General features: G+C 71.8%; 12 protein-coding genes and 1 pseudogene. 8 read left to right on the forward strand and 5 right to left on the reverse strand.

Annotated features, from left to right (window positions below):
• The first annotated feature begins 4 nt into the window (after positions 1–4).
• A complete protein-coding gene (locus ACTOQ1_RS17670) occupies positions 5–664 on the forward strand; it encodes a formylglycine-generating enzyme family protein (protein WP_440068598.1) in 660 nt (219 codons plus the stop codon).
• A gap of 79 nt (positions 665–743) precedes the next feature.
• Here ACTOQ1_RS17670 and ACTOQ1_RS17675 read toward each other — a convergent pair whose 3' ends face one another.
• Together ACTOQ1_RS17675 and ACTOQ1_RS17680 are read right to left on the reverse strand one after the other, a co-directional pair.
• Positions 744–1313, reverse strand: coding sequence for a Clp protease N-terminal domain-containing protein (locus tag ACTOQ1_RS17675; RefSeq protein ID WP_440068400.1), 570 nt, complete (start codon positions 1311–1313; stop codon positions 744–746).
• A 2-nt stretch (positions 1314–1315) separates the two neighbouring features.
• On the reverse strand, positions 1316–1549 hold the full coding sequence (locus tag ACTOQ1_RS17680; protein WP_362685234.1) for an RNA polymerase subunit sigma-70: 234 nt from the start codon (positions 1547–1549) through the stop codon (positions 1316–1318).
• A gap of 114 nt (positions 1550–1663) precedes the next feature.
• Between ACTOQ1_RS17680 and ACTOQ1_RS17685 the strand changes: the two genes are divergently transcribed.
• Both ACTOQ1_RS17685 and ACTOQ1_RS17690 read left to right on the forward strand, forming a co-directional pair.
• Positions 1664–3355 (forward strand): ABC transporter ATP-binding protein, encoded by a 1692-nt coding sequence (locus tag ACTOQ1_RS17685; RefSeq protein ID WP_440068403.1) that lies wholly within the window; start codon positions 1664–1666, stop codon positions 3353–3355.
• Positions 3352–5097 carry an ABC transporter ATP-binding protein gene (locus ACTOQ1_RS17690; protein WP_440068405.1) on the forward strand — a complete coding sequence of 582 codons (1746 nt, stop codon included), beginning with the start codon at positions 3352–3354 and terminating at the stop codon, positions 5095–5097. Before ACTOQ1_RS17685 ends, ACTOQ1_RS17690 begins: the two co-directional genes overlap by 4 nt.
• Before the next feature lie 71 nt (positions 5098–5168).
• Here ACTOQ1_RS17690 and ACTOQ1_RS17695 read toward each other — a convergent pair whose 3' ends face one another.
• Positions 5169–6101 carry an SGNH/GDSL hydrolase family protein gene (locus ACTOQ1_RS17695; RefSeq protein ID WP_440068407.1) on the reverse strand — a complete coding sequence of 311 codons (933 nt, stop codon included), beginning with the start codon at positions 6099–6101 and terminating at the stop codon, positions 5169–5171.
• A gap of 349 nt (positions 6102–6450) precedes the next feature.
• Here ACTOQ1_RS17695 and ACTOQ1_RS17700 point away from each other — a divergent pair, with 349 nt between their 5' ends.
• A complete protein-coding gene (locus ACTOQ1_RS17700; protein WP_440068409.1) occupies positions 6451–6789 on the forward strand; it encodes a hypothetical protein in 339 nt (112 codons plus the stop codon).
• A 42-nt stretch (positions 6790–6831) separates the two neighbouring features.
• Here ACTOQ1_RS17700 and ACTOQ1_RS17705 read toward each other — a convergent pair whose 3' ends face one another.
• Positions 6832–8892, reverse strand: coding sequence for a prolyl oligopeptidase family serine peptidase (locus ACTOQ1_RS17705; protein WP_440068411.1), 2061 nt, complete (start codon positions 8890–8892; stop codon positions 6832–6834).
• 105 nt (positions 8893–8997) lie between these two features.
• Here ACTOQ1_RS17705 and mshB point away from each other — a divergent pair.
• The 4 genes and pseudogenes from mshB to ACTOQ1_RS17725 form a co-directional block, all read left to right on the forward strand.
• Positions 8998–9495: pseudogene (mshB, locus tag ACTOQ1_RS17710) on the forward strand (N-acetyl-1-D-myo-inositol-2-amino-2-deoxy-alpha-D-glucopyranoside deacetylase); the annotation flags it as partial.
• 521 nt (positions 9496–10016) lie between these two features.
• Positions 10017–10544 carry a DUF6113 family protein gene (locus ACTOQ1_RS17715; protein WP_440068413.1) on the forward strand — a complete coding sequence of 176 codons (528 nt, stop codon included), beginning with the start codon at positions 10017–10019 and terminating at the stop codon, positions 10542–10544.
• Between the two features lie 113 nt (positions 10545–10657).
• Positions 10658–11092 (forward strand): hypothetical protein, encoded by a 435-nt coding sequence (locus ACTOQ1_RS17720; protein WP_440068415.1) that lies wholly within the window; start codon positions 10658–10660, stop codon positions 11090–11092.
• A gap of 328 nt (positions 11093–11420) precedes the next feature.
• The gene (locus ACTOQ1_RS17725) at positions 11421–12392 is read left to right on the forward strand and encodes an MBL fold metallo-hydrolase (RefSeq protein ID WP_440068416.1); all 972 of its coding nucleotides are present in this window, start codon (positions 11421–11423) and stop codon (positions 12390–12392) included.
• Positions 12393–12561: 169 nt separating this feature from the next.
• Here the strand turns inward: ACTOQ1_RS17725 and ACTOQ1_RS17730 are convergent, their stop codons facing one another.
• Positions 12562–15102 carry a penicillin acylase family protein gene (locus tag ACTOQ1_RS17730; RefSeq protein WP_440068600.1) on the reverse strand — a complete coding sequence of 847 codons (2541 nt, stop codon included), beginning with the start codon at positions 15100–15102 and terminating at the stop codon, positions 12562–12564.
• Positions 15103–15199 lie beyond the last annotated feature (97 nt).

Below are 15199 nucleotides of genomic sequence, written 5' to 3' on the forward strand. Positions count from 1 at the left end.
GCGCATGGTCGAGATCCCCGCCGGGAGGACCTTCCTGCGGGACGAGGGGACGAAGAGGATCTGGAAGGTCGAGATCGAGGCCTTCCGGCTGGCGCCGCATCCCGTGACCCGCGAGCTGTACCGCGCCGTCCTGGGCGAGGGGCCCGCGAGTCCCGCGAGTCCCGCGGGCCCTCGGACGCCGGTGACCGAGGTCTCCTGGATGGAGGCGGTCCGGTTCTGCAATCTCCTCTCCCGGACGGCGGGGCTCGACCCCTGTTACTCGACGGGCGAGGACCGCGACGGGCAGGACGTGGTCTGCGACTGGGGTGCCGACGGCTATCGCCTCCCCTCCGAGGCCGAGTGGGAGTACGCGTGCAGGGCCGGGACCTCCGGCGTCCGCTACGGGGAGCTGGACGACATCGCCTGGCACCGGGGGAACTCCGGCGGCGAGGTGCGCGACGTCGCGACCAGGGCGCCGAACGCGTGGGGCCTCCACGACATGATCGGTAACGTGTGGGAGTGGTGCTGGGACCTTTACGATCCCGAGGTCTACGGCCCGTACCGCGTGTTCCGCGGCGGAGGCGCGTACGACCTCCCCCGGGGATGCCGGGCGTCGTGCCGCCGCAAGAGCCACCCGACCTTCCGCGTCGACGACCTCGGGTTCCGGCTCGCCCGATCCCGCTGAGCGCTCAGCGGGACACGGAGAACGGCGCGCGGTGAGCGGGTACGCGCTCGCCCGTCGGCCGCGTACCCGGCCTCTCGGGTCAGTGCGGCTGGCCGAGCTCGGCGACGATCTCCTGTCGCAGGCTCGCGGCGTCGAGGCCCGCGTCGGCCAGCACCTTGCTGCCCAGACCCCGTCCCTCGCGCAGGATGCCCAGGAGGATGTGGCCGTCGCCGATGTAGTTGTGCTTGAGGCTGATGGCCTCGCGCAGGGACAGCTCCAGGGTCTTCTTCGCCCGGGGGCTGAAGGGGACGTGGAAGCCGCCGAACACGCGGCCCCGCCGCTCAGTGTCGGGCCTGCGGTCCAGGGCGCCCGGCCCGAAGGCCGCCTCCACCTTCTCCCTGATGGCCGACAGGTCGATGCCGATCGACTCCAGCGCCTCGGCGTCGAGCGCGTCGCCCGGCTTCTGCGGGGTGAGGCGGACGACCGACCGGTAGGCGCCGTCGTGGTCGAGGCCGTGACGGCCCAGCACCCGCGCGGAGAGACTTTCCGGCTGGCCGAGCAGGCCGAGCAGGAGGTGCTCGGTGCCGATGACGTCGTGCCGCAGCCTGCGGGCGTTCTCCTGCGCGAGGGTCACCGCCTGGCGGGCCTCGCGGTGGAACCGTTCGAACATCGCTATCTCTCCCGTCTCAGCAAACCTCGGCCACCCGCGTACTTCTTGTGCACCGCCTGCCGGGTCACTTCCAGGCAGTGCGCGATCTCCTGCCAGGACCAGCCCTGGTCCCGTGCGTTCTCCACCTGGAGGGCCTCCAGCCGGTCGACCAGCGTCCGCAGTGCCCGCACGGCCCGCAGGCCCACGGCCGGATCGCGGCTACCGGCGTCGGATGCCAGTTGCGCCGTATCACTCATGTCGTCAATCTAAGTTGACATGAGCCATTTGTCAACTCTGATTGACGGCGACACGCCCGAGGGGCCGAAAATGATTTGCCTGGTCAGGGCGGAGTTTGTGACCCTTGCAGAGCCATGCGCTCCTTACCCGCCGCCGATCCCGGCGTTCCCGATGCCCGCAGCCCGGTCAGATACCTGCGGTGGGTGATCCGCATGCAGGGGGGCCCGATGGCCCTCGGCATCGTCTACGCCATCCTGTGGTGGCTCGCGATGGCGCTCGTGCCGTACGCGATGGGCAAGGGGATCGACGCCATCACGGCCAGGGACGTGTCGTCCCTGACCACCTGGGGCGGGGTGGTGCTCGCCCTGGGGATCGCGCAGGCCGTCACGGGCGTCCTGCGCCACCGGATGGCCGTCTACAACTGGCTGGCCGCCGCCTACCGGACCGTCCAGGTCACCGCGAGGCAGTCGACCCGGCTGGGCGCGACCCTGCCCAAGCGCATGTCCACCGGCGAGGTGGTCAGCGTCGGCAACTCCGACATCGCCCACATCGGCAACGCGGTCGACATCATGCTCCGGGGCAGCGGCGCGATCGTCGCCATCGCCGTCGTGACCGTCATCCTGATGAGCAGCTCGCCGCCGCTGGGCCTGACGGTCCTGGTGGGCCTGCCCCTCATGGCGGTCGCCGTCGCCCCCCTGCTCAGGCCGCTGCACCGCCGCCAGAACGCCCACCGCGACCTGCAGGGCGACCTGTCCACCCGCGCCGCCGACATCGTCACCGGCCTGCGGGTGCTGCGCGGCATCGGCGGCGAGCGGGTCTTCGCCGACCGTTACGGCGCCGAGTCCCAGCGGGTGCGTCACGCGGGCGTGCGGGTGGCCGCCGTCGAGTCCCTGCTGGAGGGCGCGCAGGTCCTGCTGCCGGGGCTGCTGGTCACCGGCGTGACCTGGCTCGGCGCGACCTTCGCGATGCGCGGCGAGATCAGCGCCGGTCAGCTCGTCGCCTTCTACGGCTACGCCGCCTTCCTGATCGCCCCCGTGCGCACCCTCACCGAGGCCGCCGACAAGCTGACCAAGGGGCACGTCGCCGCCCGCAGGGTGGTGCGCATCCTCGCGCTGCGGCCCGAGGTGGAGGGTGGCACCGGACGCTCCGAGGGCGGCCTGCTGCGCGACGTGGCCTCCGGGGTGGCCGTGCGCCCCGGCGTGCTCACCGCCGTCGCGGCGGCCGTTCCCGAGGAGGCGGCGACCATCGCCGACCGGCTCGGCCGCTACAGCGAGGGCGACGTCGACTTCGGCGACGTGGCGCTGGAGACCCTGCCGATCTCCGAGGTGCGCCGCCGCGTCCTCGTCGCCGACAACGACGCCAAGCTGTTCGCCGGGGTGCTCAGGGAGGAGCTCGACGTCACCGGCCGGGCCACGGCCGAGGAGCTCGGCCATGCGCTGCGGGCCGCGTGCGCCGAGGACATCGTCGAGGCGCTGCCCGGCGGTCTCGACGGGCGCGTCGCCGAGGCGGGCCGGGAGTTCTCCGGCGGCCAGCAGCAGCGGCTCCGGCTCGCCAGGGCGCTCACCCTCGACCCGGAGGTGCTCATCCTCATCGAGCCCACCAGCGCGGTCGACGCCCACAGCGAGGCGCGCATCGCCGACCGGCTGGCCAAGGCCCGCGCCGGCAAGACCACGCTGGTCTGCACGACCAGCCCGCTGGTGCTCGACCGCACCGACCACGTCATCTACGTCGAGGGAGGCGTCGTGCGCGCCGAGGGCACGCACCGGGAGCTGCTCGCCGCCCACCCGGGTTACACCGCCGTCGTCACCAGGGGGGAGACGTCATGAGCAGGCAGATCCTGCCCGTCGCCGACCAGGCGCAGGTCCGGGCGTACGCCCGCAGGCTCACCCTGAAGTACCCCCGCGACCTGACCGTGGCGCTGCTCCTGCACGCCCTGGCCGCCGTCGCGGGCCTGGCGGTGCCGTGGCTGCTCGGCGGTCTCGTCCAGGGCGTCCACGACGGCTCCGGGATCGACGTCACCCAGGTGGCGCTGGCCATCGGCGGCTTCGTGGTCGCCCAGGCGGTGCTGGTCAGGTTCGCCGTCTACGCCTCCTCCAGGCTCGGCGAGAAGGTCCTCGCCGAACTGCGCGAGGAGTTCGTCGAGCGGGTGCTCGGCCTGCCGCTGTCCACGGTCGAGCGCGCCGGGTCGGGCGACCTGATCTCGCGGACCTCGCGTGACGTCGACTCGCTGTCGCGCACGGTGCGGCACGCCGTGCCCGAGACGCTGATCGCGCTGGTCACCTGCGTGATCACCGTCGGCGCGCTGGTGCTGGTCGGGCCGTTGCTCGCGCTGCCCTCGCTGCTGGCCGTCCCCATCCTGTGGATCTCCACCCGCTGGTATCTCAAGCGGGCCAGGGACGGCTACCTGCGCGAGAGCGCGGCGTACGCCGACATGACCGACGGCCTGGCCGAGACGGTCAACGGCGCTCGCGCGGTGGAGGCCCTGGGCCTGCAGAGGCGGCGCCACCAGCGCACCGACGCCGACATCGCCGAGTCGTGGGCGGCCGAGAGATACACGATGGGGCTGCGCACGGTCTGGTTCCCCTCGGTCGAGCTCGGCTACGTGATCCCGATCGTGGCGACGCTGGTCATCGGCGGCATCTTCTACATCCGGGGCTGGGTCTCGCTGGAGCAGGTCACCGCCGCCACGCTGTACGTCCAGCAGCTCATCGACCCGCTCGACCGGCTGCTCATGTGGATCGACGAGCTCCAGGTCGGCGGCGCCTCCATGGCCCGCCTGCTGGGCGTCGCCGAGGTGCCCGACGACCGCGAGGCCGGCTCCGCCGCCCCCGAGGGCAGCGAGCTGAACGCTGACGACGTCCGCTACGCCTACCGCGAGGGCCACGACGTGCTGCACGGCATCGACCTGACGGTCAGGCCCGGCGAGCGGCTCGCCATGGTCGGCCCGTCAGGGGCCGGCAAGTCCACGCTGGGACGCCTGCTCGCGGGCGTCCACGGCCCCCGCACCGGCGCGGTCACGGTCGGCGGCGTCCCGCTGGTCGAGCTGCCCCTGGACGACCTGCGCGGCCATGTCGCCCTGGTGACCCAGGAGCACCACGTCTTCCGGGGCACCGTACGCGACAACGTGCTCATCGCCCGGCCGGACGCCGACGACGCGCGGGTCCGCGAGGTGCTGGAGGCCGTCGACGCCTGGGAGTGGGTCGAGGCCCTGCCGGAAGGACTCGACACGGCCGTCGGCTCCGGCGGCGAGTCCGTCCCCGCCGCCCAGGCGCAGCAGCTGGCCCTGGCCCGGCTGGTCCTGGCCGACCCGCACACCCTCGTCCTCGACGAGGCCACCTCGCTGATCGACCCCCGCGCCGCCCGCCACCTGGAACGCTCGCTCGCCGCCGTCCTCGACGGCCGCACGGTCATCGCCATCGCCCACCGCCTCTACACGGCCCACGACGCCGACCGCGTCGCGGTGGTGGAGGACGGCCGCATCAGCGAGCTCGGCTCCCACGACGAGCTGGTCGCGGCGGGAGGCTCGTACGCGGCGCTGTGGAGCAGCTGGCACGGCACCTCCAGGTGAGAGCGGGTTTCTGTGGCTCTCACCTGGAGGTGCCGTGCCCGGTTCGTCGCGCCCGCTTCCCGGAAACCGGGTCAGGGGGCGGCGAGGATGGGGACCTTGCGCTGGATGAGGGCGGCGAGGGCGGCGTGGCCCTGCCGGTTGAGGTGCAGCACCGCGACGCCGCCCTCCTGGCCGGGGGCGAGGGCGTCGAATCCCCGGTAGAACGGGTCGGTCGACTCGCACAGCGAGTGCCCGGCGAACTCGGGGCGCAGGGTCGTCGAGTTCAGGTGCGGGCCGACGAACCGGATGTCGACCCCGCGTGCTCTGGCGGCCTGCGCGGTCCTGGACAGGGTCGCGTCCAGCGCGCCGGAGACCTTCGCCCCCGCCAGACGCTCCTCGGCGCTGAAGATGCCGGCGTCGCAGATCGGGTCGAGTGGTACGCCGGTGGCGTTCTGGCCACGGGTGACCGCCCTGCCGTACCCGGTCATGACGATCTGGGCGCGAGGGCTGCGACGCCTGATCTCGGTGAGGAGGCCGCTCAGGGACCGCTTCAGGGCGGGCATGCGGTCGAGGATCGCGGCGGTGGGCGCGCCCGTGCAGTCCGCCTGGACGCACACGTTGCCGTATCCGGCGAAGTCGACGTCGTTGCCGCCGATGTTCAGCGTCACCAGATCGGTGTTCCGGCGGAGCGCGTCGAGTTGCGGGGGTTCTCCCTTGAACGTCTGCCGCAGATCCTGGATGGCCGCGCCGCTGCACATGACGTTGGTGAATCTCACATTCGTGCCGCGCTGCCGGAGCTCCTCGACGAGGATCGCGGAGGAGGAGTTGCGGCTGCGGTAGCAGGTCCCCTCGGTGCCCGGCTCGTAGTCCCCGGCTCCCGTGCCGGATCCGTAGGAGTCGCCCAGCGCCACCACGTCGAAGGACGGTGTGACACCGGCCGTCGCCGCGGCGGCGGGAGCCGTCGTCCCGGCGGCCAGGACGAGGCCCGCGAGGCCTGCGGCGATTCTCGTGCGAGTGACCATCATCAGTGGTGCATCCTCCCGTGAAGACGACGAAGGCCACGGCGACAGGAACTACCCCACCCCCGTGGCGCCCCCCTGCGAAGCGTGCATTCGTGCCGATGCGTCCGTGGTCCGGAACCTGGTCTGGAGGACAAGGAATCCCGTCTGCTGTACGGACCACTCGCGACCGGTTTGGGCACTTATGTTAGGACCGTCGTGTTGACGAAATCTTGAAAGACGGCAGATCCGGTATAGCGGGCCGTCCGTAATGGCCGGGAGAGGCGTGCCTGGCACGGCCGAAGCGCTTCAGCCCGGGAAGCTACACTCTCGCCCCATGGGTATAGGCCGCATCCTCTTTCTCACCTTCGGCTCCATGGTGCTGTTCGTAGCCTTCTTGCTGGCCATGGACGAGGGGGATCCCATGAACATGCCACGGGCACAGGTCTTCGCGCTGGGGGGTGTCGCGTTGATGGTCGCCGGCGCCGCCTGCGGAGCCGCGGAGCGCCGGACCGCTCGCCTTCCGCAGCCTCCCCCGCAGCCCCCGGCTCCGCAGCACTACCCGCCGCAGGGGCACAACCCTCAGCAGGGTTACGCCCCGCAGGGCTACCTCGCCCCGCAGGGCCACAACCTCCAGCAGGGCTACGTCGCCCCGCAGGCGTACAACCCTCAGCAGGGCTACACGGTTCCGCTCCCTCCCGGCCAGAACCACTGAGGCCCTCGGTGAGGCTCAGACCAGAGCCTCACCGAGGAGGGCTCAGACCAGGGCCTTCTTCAGGAAGTCGACCTGGAGCAGCAGCAGGTTCTCCGCCACGGCCTCCTGCGGGGTCATGTGGGTGACCCCCGACAGCGGCAGCACGTTGTGCGGGCGGCCCGCGGCCAGCAGGGCCGAGGACAGGCGCAGGGTGTGCGCGGCGACCACGTTGTCGTCGGCCAGGCCGTGGATCAGCAGGAGGGGACGGTCCAGCTTCTCCGCGTCTGCGAACAGGGACGAGGAGTCGTAGTGGCCCTCGTCGGGGTGGCCGAGGTAGCGCTCGGTGTAGCAGGTGTCGTACAGGCGCCAGTCGGTCACCGGGGCCCCGGCGACGGCCGCGTGGAACACGTCGGGGCGGCGGAGCACGGCCAGGGCGGCCAGGTAGCCGCCGAACGACCAGCCCCTGATGCCGACCCGCGACAGGTCCAGGTCGTCGGGGAAGCGCGCGGCGGCGCCGTGCAGGGCGTCGATCTGGTCCTCCAGGACCGGGGTGGCCAGGTCGTGCAGGACGGCCCGCTCGAACTCGGGGCCGCGGCCCGGGGTGCCCCGGCCGTCGGCCACGACCACCGCGAAGCCCTGGTCGGCGAACCACTGGCTGGTCAGGTGTGCCCCGGCCGCGGCCAGCACGCGCTGGGCGTGCGGTCCGCCGTACGGGTCCATGAGGACCGGCAGCCTCGCCGAGCCGGGCACGTGCCCGGTGGGCAGGAGCACGGCGGTGGCCAGGTCGCGCTCGCCCGCCCTGATCAGGGAGACCCGCAGGTCCAGGTTGGGGCGCTCGGCGTGGGAGGTGATGTGGCCGCGGGGCGTGCCGTTGTGCAGGACGCGGGTGACCGAGCCCTCGCTGTCGAGGGTCTGGCCGGTGATCACGAGGGTGCCGCCCGCGGTGTGGCCGCTGTAGACGCCGCCCTCGGCCGGGCTGACAAGGGTGATCTGGCCCCTCCGGTAGGCCCAGACGGCGATCTCGGTGGGCTCCCCGCTCGCTCGGAAGAGCACGGTCTCGCCGTCGATGTCGAGGATCTCGCGGACCTGGAGGGTGGGCGGCGTGACGGGGGAGTCGCCGACGATGAGGCGGTGGCCGCCCTCCGACGTGGCGGCCCAGACGAGGCTGCCGTCGGACAGGTGGCCGGGGACGCCGGTGACGACGTCGACCCAGGCGGGGTCGGTGTCCTCGCGCACGACCGTGGAGGTGCCGGTGGCCGGGTCGACGTCGAGCAGCCGCGTGGTCCGCTGGTCGCGCGTCATGGTGACGATCGACAGGCCGTGGGCGTCCCAGGTGGCGTTGACCAGGTACTCGTCGTCGAAGGGCACGGCGATGCGGGCCCCGTCGAGGGTGAGGACGAAGAGCTCGACCCCGGCGTTGGGCGTGCCGGCGGCGGGGTAGCGCTGCTCGGTGGCGGGACGGGCCGGGTTGGCCGGGTCGGCGATGTGCCAGCGCTGCACCGGCGACTCGTCGGCCCGCTCGACCAGGATCGCGTCGCCGGACGGCGACCACCAGTAACCCCGCATGCGGTTCATCTCCTCGGCGGCGATGAACTCGGCCAGGCCGTACGTCACCTCCGGGGACTCGGGGCGGGCCAGCGCGTGGTCGACCTCGTCCTCCAGGTCCTGGATGTGGAACGCGCCGCCGGTCACGTAGCCGACGTGGACGCCGGTGGGGGACATCCGGGGATCGATCACCGGCCCGGAGGTCTTCAGCCGCCGCACATGCGCGGTCTTCAGGTCGACGACGTAGAGACCGCCTGAGAGCGCGAACGCCGCGACGGTCACCGCGGCGTCGGTGCTGTATCCGACGATGCCCCCGGCCTGTTCCCGGCTCCGCTCGCGGCGCGCCCGCTCCTCGGGCGGCAGGTCCTCCTCGTCGGCCGCCAGGGCGCGCGGATCGACGATCAGCCGTTCCGCGCCGCTGAGGACGTCGTACTCCCACAGGCAGGTCACCGGGTCGAAGCCGCTCCTGGTCCGGAGGAAGACGACGCGGTCACCGCCCGGGGCGATCGTGAAGCCGCGCGGCACTCCGAGGGTGAATCGACGGGTTCTGGCGTGCAGGCGAGGGAAGCTCTCACTCATACGAGCCATCTTGCCAGTTCCGCATCGAGTGTCTTGTTTCCGAGGCGCGGACGGACCGGGAATCCGGCGTTCCGCACGATGGGCGGCGTCGATACCCTCGGACGCATGACTGATCGGCGCCTGATGCTCGTGCACGCCCATCCGGACGACGAGACGATCGGCAGCGGAGCCACCATGGCCAGGTACGCCGCCGAGGGCGCGCGCGTCACGCTGGTGACCTGCACCCTGGGGGAGGAGGGGGAGGTGATCCCCCCGGAGCTCGCCCACCTGGCCGCCGATCGCGACGACACCCTGGGCGAGCATCGCGTCGGGGAACTCGCCGCGGCCTGCGCGGCGCTCGGCGTCACCGACCACCGGTTCCTGGGCGGTCCCGGCCGCTGGAGGGACTCCGGCATGATGGGCGTCGCCTCCAACCACAGGGCGAACGCCTTCTGGCGGGCCGACCTGGACGAGGCGGCGGGCGAGCTCGTGAGGATCATCCGCGAGGTGCGGCCCCAGGTGCTCGTCACCTACGACGAGAACGGTTTCTACGGTCACCCCGACCACATCCAGGCCCACCGCGTCGCCTGGCGGGCCGTCGAGCTGGCCGCCGACCCGGCGTTCGAACCGGTGTCCGGATCAGGGCCCGGAGCGGTCTCCGGATCGAAAGCCGGACCGGGATCCGGATCGGGGCCCGGACCGGGGGCCGGACCGGGGTCCGATGCGGGCTCAGGGGCGGGCGGGCCGTGGCGGGTCGCCAAGATCTACCACACCGCCATGCCCCGATCCGTGATGTACAGGACCGAGGAGGCGATGCGGGAGAGGGGTGCCCCCTTCCTCGCCGAGCCGGTCGACGACCTGCCGTTCGGCTGCGAGGACAAGGACGTCACCACCGAGATCGACGCCCGCGCCCACGTCGGCCGGAAGATCGACGCGATGCGGGCGCATGCCACCCAGATCAGCGTGAGCCCGCCCTGGTTCGCCCTGTCCAACAACGTCGGCCAGGAGGTGCTCGGGGTCGAGCACTTCATCCTCCGCTCCGGCGAGCCGGGGCCCGCCGGTCCCGGAGCGCCGGTCGAGGCGGGAGGGCTCGGCGAGCCGTACGACCGTGAGGACGACCTCTTCGCCGGGATCCACTAGCCTCGATGCTTGTGATGGAGCAGGTACCAGGTGTGCGCGAGCCCTCGGAGACGGTCGTCACCGTGGCGGCCAACGCCGTGCTCGTCATGCTCGGGCTCCTGGTGGGCGTCCTCGGCGGGTTCCAGCACTCCTGGTACGTCAGGCCCGTCCCGGTCTCCGCCATCGGCTGCCTCGCCCTGCTGTTCGCGGTGACCTACGGGGCGGGCCGGATGACGCACGGCAAGGCGGCACCCCTGTCGTTCACGGCGGGCTGGGCGCTGGTCACCGTGATCTGGATCTCCGCACGGCCGGAGGGGGACCTGGTCATCGCCAACGACCTGTCCGGCTACCTCTACCTCTACGGGGGCCTGGTGGCGGTCGTGACGGGGGTTCTGCTCTCGCCGTCGGCCGCCATGGCCGGGTCGTGGCTGCTCACCCCGCACGGGTACGGCTCCGGACCGCGATCCTCGCCCGTACCGCAGGCACCGCCGGGCCCGCAGGTACCGCCCGGCCCGCAGGCCCCGCCCGTACCGCCGGGCCCGACCGCTCCCTGACGGCCTCGTCACACGCGAGAAAAGCCGGGAAAGGCCAGAAAAGGCCAGAAAAGGCCAGGAAAAGCCGGGAAAAGCCACTGTCGCCGGTCGGCCGGATGGCGCACAATCCCGGTATGCGGCGGTTGCATCGGGTACGGCGGACGCTCAACTACGTCAACCTGTCCACCCCACTGGGGCTGCTCCTGGCACGCCTCGGCCGTGCCCGGGTGGCCGCCGGGCCCGACGGGCTGATCCTGGCGTACGGCTACCGCTTCCGGTTCCCGATCGCCTCGGCGTTCACCGTGGGCAACGTGGTGCTGACCAAGCACCCGGAGGGGTTCCTCACCGGTGCCCTGCTCAGGCACGAGGATCGGCACGCCTCCCAGTACATGTGCTGCGTGGGCCTGCCGATGCTCCCGCTCTATCTCGTCGCGGTGGCCGTCTCCATGATGATCTGCGGCAACCAGGCCTCATGGAACCTCTTCGAGCGGCTGGCGAACCTGGAGGACGGCAACTACACCCGCAGATCTCCCTGGTGGTTTCACACTAGACCCCCGCAAAAGGAATGAATCTCTCTGGGAGGGGATCTACAAGGGGTGAGCTGTTGATGACCGAAGGGGGCCGCCCATGTCACAGACATCCCACCCAGCAATCGCCTCCCACGTGCCCGCGGAACCCGAAGGCCTTCTCGAAGAGCCCCCGCGGCGTTCCGGGTGGTCGGCTCGCTTCACCACACGACCGGTACGCGCGCTCAGGCAGCTGGGCCGGACCGCCGGCCGGGCGGTCCGGGATCGGCCCGCCGGGCGGCGGGCCGCGGTGCCCGGGGCGGCACCCCGCCCTCCCGAACTCCCCGAGCGGTCCGCGCGGCCGGTGCCCTGCACGGGGTCCGCGCCTCCCGTGCGACCGGCGCCGCCGAGGCGGCCCGAGCCCCTGCCGCGGAGGTCGTGGCCGGGTGGTTTCAAGGACCGGCTGACCTCGCCGATCCCGACGTTCCAGGAACTGCTGGCGGTCGCCTGGCACGGCACGCTCCGGCCCGGCGTCGGGGACGAGGACCGCATCCCGGTCCACCGGGACGGGCTTCCCCTGGCGACGGGTACCGACGCGGTCGTCACCTGGGTGGGGCACGCGACGTACGTGGTGCAGATCGGCGGGCTGACCATCCTCACGGACCCGGTCTGGGCGAGGAAGATCGCCGGCATTCACCGGCCCCGGCTCACCCCGCCCGGGGTCGCGTGGGCTGACCTGCCCCGGATCGACGCCGTGGTGATCAGCCACAACCACTACGACCACCTGGACGCGCGGACCGTGCGGCGGCTGCCGCGCGCCACGCCCGTCCTCGTGCCGGCGGGGCTCAGGTCCTGGTTCACCCGGCGCGGGTTCCGAGACGTCACCGAGCTCGACTGGTGGGAGAGCACCTGGGTGGGCGGCGTCCGCTTCGACTTCGTCCCCGCCCACCACTGGAGCCGCCGGTCGGTGTGGGACACCTGCAAGTCCCTCTGGGGTGGCTGGGTGATCGCCTCCGACGACCAGACGATCTACTTCGCCGGGGACACCGGGTACGGCGAGCGCTTCGCCCAGATCGGGGCCCGCTATCCGGGAGGCATCGACCTGGCCCTGATGCCGGTGGGGGCCTTCGAGCCCCGCTGGTTCATGAAGGCCGCGCACGTCGATCCCGCGCAGGCCGTACGGGCCTGCCAGGACGTGGGGGCCCGCAGGATGGCGACCATGCACTGGGGCACGTTCGTGCTGTCCGGGGAGTCGCTTCTCGCGCCGGTGGAGGAGGCCAGGGAGGCCTGGGCGGAGGCCGGGCTGGACCGCGCCGACCTGTGGGACCTCGCCATCGGGGAGTCCCGCGTCCTGACGACCTGACGACCTGACGGCCTGACGGCCTGGCGATCCGGTGACCCGGTGACCCGGCGGTCTGATGACCTGACGTCCCGCGTCCTGACGTCCCGCGTCCTGACGGCGGGCGGCCCGAAGGGCGGGCCGCCGGGCCGCGGACGCGCTCGTCCCGCGGCCCGGAAGGGGCTCCGCGCCGTCAGGGGCTGAGCGTCAGGGTGTGGGTGGCGGCCTTCTCGACGGAGTCCCGGCGGGCGAGCATGGGAACGGTCTCGCCGTCCGCCCACAGCGGCGCCTGGTCCCAGTAGTTGTCGTGGAACGCGTGGCCGGAGGCGCCGGTCAGGTTGATCCACCGGGATTTGTCCAGGTCCGCCAGGTCCACCACCATCCGCATGGACGGCAGCCAGCTCACCGCGTAGCCGTCCCGCACGTCCCATCCGGCGGCGTTGACCGCGTCGTCGCTGCCGGACACCGGGAACGGGCCCCGGTTGAACAGCCACTCGATCGGGCCGATTCCCGAGGTGCCGAAGCTCTGGTGGACGAGCTCCAGGGAGTGCAGGTCGCCCCAGCGCCAGTTCTTGACGTCCGGGCCGAGCAGGTCGTTCAGCTCGTCGTAGGCCCTGGCCATCGCCCGCCGCAGCATGTCGTCGCGGGTCTCGGCGCCCGGGGTGGCCGTGTCGTTCCAGAACGCCTCGTCCGGTTTGTCGAGCATGACCCGGACGACCTCGAACCAGCGGTCGCCCCCCTGGGGCTGGGCACCCTCGGGAAGATCGTCGTTGAAGGTCTCGACGAGCAGGTGCCGCCAGACGGCGTTGAAGTACATGGCGGGCCCCGACTCCGCGCCCTGCGTGCGATCCCACTCGCGCAGCAGCTCGCGGGCGTCCTTGGCGGGCCCGGCCATCTCGACGTCCAGCAGCTTGGGCACCAGGAACCGGGCGAGGCCGTTGTCGCTGTCCTGCTGCAACTCGCTCATCGCGGCCACGTCCACCTTGCCGCCGTCCTTCACCGCCTCGCGGAGGCGGTGAAGGATGCGCTGGGAGCGGTATCCGTACGCCCAGTCCTTGGTGAGGGTGTACGGGTAGCGGGTGGGGTCGATGACCGCGTTGTTCGCGGTCACGATGTAGCCCTCCGGCGGGTTGTAGAGGCTGGGCAGCTCGTTGAAGGGGATCGTCGACTGCCAGGCGTACTCGCCGGTCCAGCCGGGCACCGGCCAGGTGCCGTCGCCGCGGCTCCGCACCGGGATCCGCCCGGGGGCCTGGTAGCCGATGTTGCCCGCGGTGTCGGCGTAGACCAGGTTCTGCGCGGGCACCTCGAACCTGCCGGCCGCGGCCCTGAACTGCTGCCAGTCCTGCGCGGTGTTCAGCGCGAAGATCGCGTCAGCGGTCCGGCCAGGCTCCAGGGCCGTCCATTTGAGCGCGACCGCGTCGGCCTGCTCCTTGAAGACCGCGTCCATGCCCGGGAGCGTGTTCCTCACGTTCTCCATGACGTCGGAGATGATCGGCCCGTGTATGGTGTCGCGCACCTTGAGCCGTACGTCGGCGCCGCCGGCCACCTTGATCGTCTCGGTCCTGGTGGTCAGCGGCTTCCACTCGCCCATGAACAGGTACGAGTCGTTCCTGACCCGTTCCAGGTAGAGGTCGGCGACGTCCGGGCCCAGGTTGGTGAAGCCCCAAGCGATCTTGTCGTTGCGGCCGATGACCACGCCCGGCACGCCGGAGAAGGTGAACCCGGTGACGTCGAACGGGCACTCGGCGCTCTTGACGCGGCAGTGCAGCCCGGCCTGGTACCAGACCGAGGGCATGCCCGGCCCCAGGTGGGGGTCGTTGGAGAGCAGCGGTTTGCCCGACGCGGTGTGCTTACCGCCGACCACCCACGAGTTGGAGCCGATGCCGTGGCCGCCCGCCGGGTCGCCCATCAGGCTCGGCACCGCGCGGATGGCCTCGGCCGCCCGGGTCAGCGCTCCCGTCGCCGGAGCCACCCCGGACTGCTCGGTGTCGACCTTCTTCGGCTCCTGGCCCTGGTCGAACCCGCGCTCGCCGACCGAGCCCCGGGTGACGATCGGCTGGTGGGTGCCGTACGGGTAATCGGGCCAGAGCTGTTCCACCCGGCCGCGCGGCAGCTTGCTCGCCGCGAGTGCCCGGCCGATCTCGTCGGCCATGTTGGAGCGCAGGTCCCAGGCCATCGCCTTGAGCCAGGCCAGCGAGTCGACCGGGGTCCACGGCTCGGGCCGGTAGTCCGGGCTGGTCGCCCGCAGCAGCACGTACTCCAGGCTCCTGTCGGCGAAGCCGTCGTTGCGCGCCATCCAGGCGTTCACCCCGCGGGCGTAGGCGTCCAGGTAGTGCCGGGTCTGCTCGCCGAGCAGCGGCAACTCCTTCTCGGCCACCTTCCGCCAGCCCATGGTCCGGATGACTTTGTCCTCGGTCAGCGTCGCCGAGCCGAACATCTCCGACAGCCGGCCGGCGGTCACGTGGCGGCGGAAGTCCATCTCGAAGAAGCGGTCCTGGGCGTGCACGTAGCCCTGGGCCAGGAACAGGTCGTCGGGGGAGTCAGCGTAGATGTGCGGGATACCCGTCTTATCGCGATATACGGTGACTTTCCCCTTCAAGCCTCTCACCTTGAGCTCGCCGTCGAGCTGCGGGAACGACGCCCGCACGCTCCACACGCCCGCTCCGGCGAGTAGCAGCCCGAGCACCAGAAACACGGTGAGCACCCGTGCCAGCCACGTGAGCGGGCGGGGCATCCAGGCGTACGGGCGAAACCTCACAAAAACCTCCTAGGCGACAAGCTCCCGCAAGTGTGGCACCACCCCCGTGGTGTCGGCGCAGCCGTAATTGTGA

This window comes from Streptosporangium sp. OZ121 (assembly GCF_051918885.1).
Classification (GTDB): domain Bacteria; phylum Actinomycetota; class Actinomycetes; order Streptosporangiales; family Streptosporangiaceae; genus Streptosporangium.

Coding starts and splice junctions, on each gene's coding strand:
- ACTOQ1_RS17730 (WP_440068600.1), bottom strand. CDS start 15,102: ATGCCCCGCCCGCTCACGTGGCTGGCACGGGTGCTCACCGTGTTTCTG.
- ACTOQ1_RS17705 (WP_440068411.1), bottom strand. CDS start 8,892: ATGAGTGAGAGCTTCCCTCGCCTGCACGCCAGAACCCGTCGATTCACC.
- ACTOQ1_RS17690 (WP_440068405.1), top strand. CDS start 3,352: ATGAGCAGGCAGATCCTGCCCGTCGCCGACCAGGCGCAGGTCCGGGCG.
- ACTOQ1_RS17695 (WP_440068407.1), bottom strand. CDS start 6,101: ATGATGGTCACTCGCACGAGAATCGCCGCAGGCCTCGCGGGCCTCGTC.
- ACTOQ1_RS17715 (WP_440068413.1), top strand. CDS start 10,017: ATGCTTGTGATGGAGCAGGTACCAGGTGTGCGCGAGCCCTCGGAGACG.
- ACTOQ1_RS17680 (WP_362685234.1), bottom strand. CDS start 1,549: ATGAGTGATACGGCGCAACTGGCATCCGACGCCGGTAGCCGCGATCCG.
- ACTOQ1_RS17720 (WP_440068415.1), top strand. CDS start 10,658: ATGCGGCGGTTGCATCGGGTACGGCGGACGCTCAACTACGTCAACCTG.
- ACTOQ1_RS17700 (WP_440068409.1), top strand. CDS start 6,451: ATGGTGCTGTTCGTAGCCTTCTTGCTGGCCATGGACGAGGGGGATCCC.
- ACTOQ1_RS17675 (WP_440068400.1), bottom strand. CDS start 1,313: ATGTTCGAACGGTTCCACCGCGAGGCCCGCCAGGCGGTGACCCTCGCG.
- ACTOQ1_RS17685 (WP_440068403.1), top strand. CDS start 1,664: ATGCGCTCCTTACCCGCCGCCGATCCCGGCGTTCCCGATGCCCGCAGC.
- ACTOQ1_RS17670 (WP_440068598.1), top strand. CDS start 5: ATGGTCGAGATCCCCGCCGGGAGGACCTTCCTGCGGGACGAGGGGACG.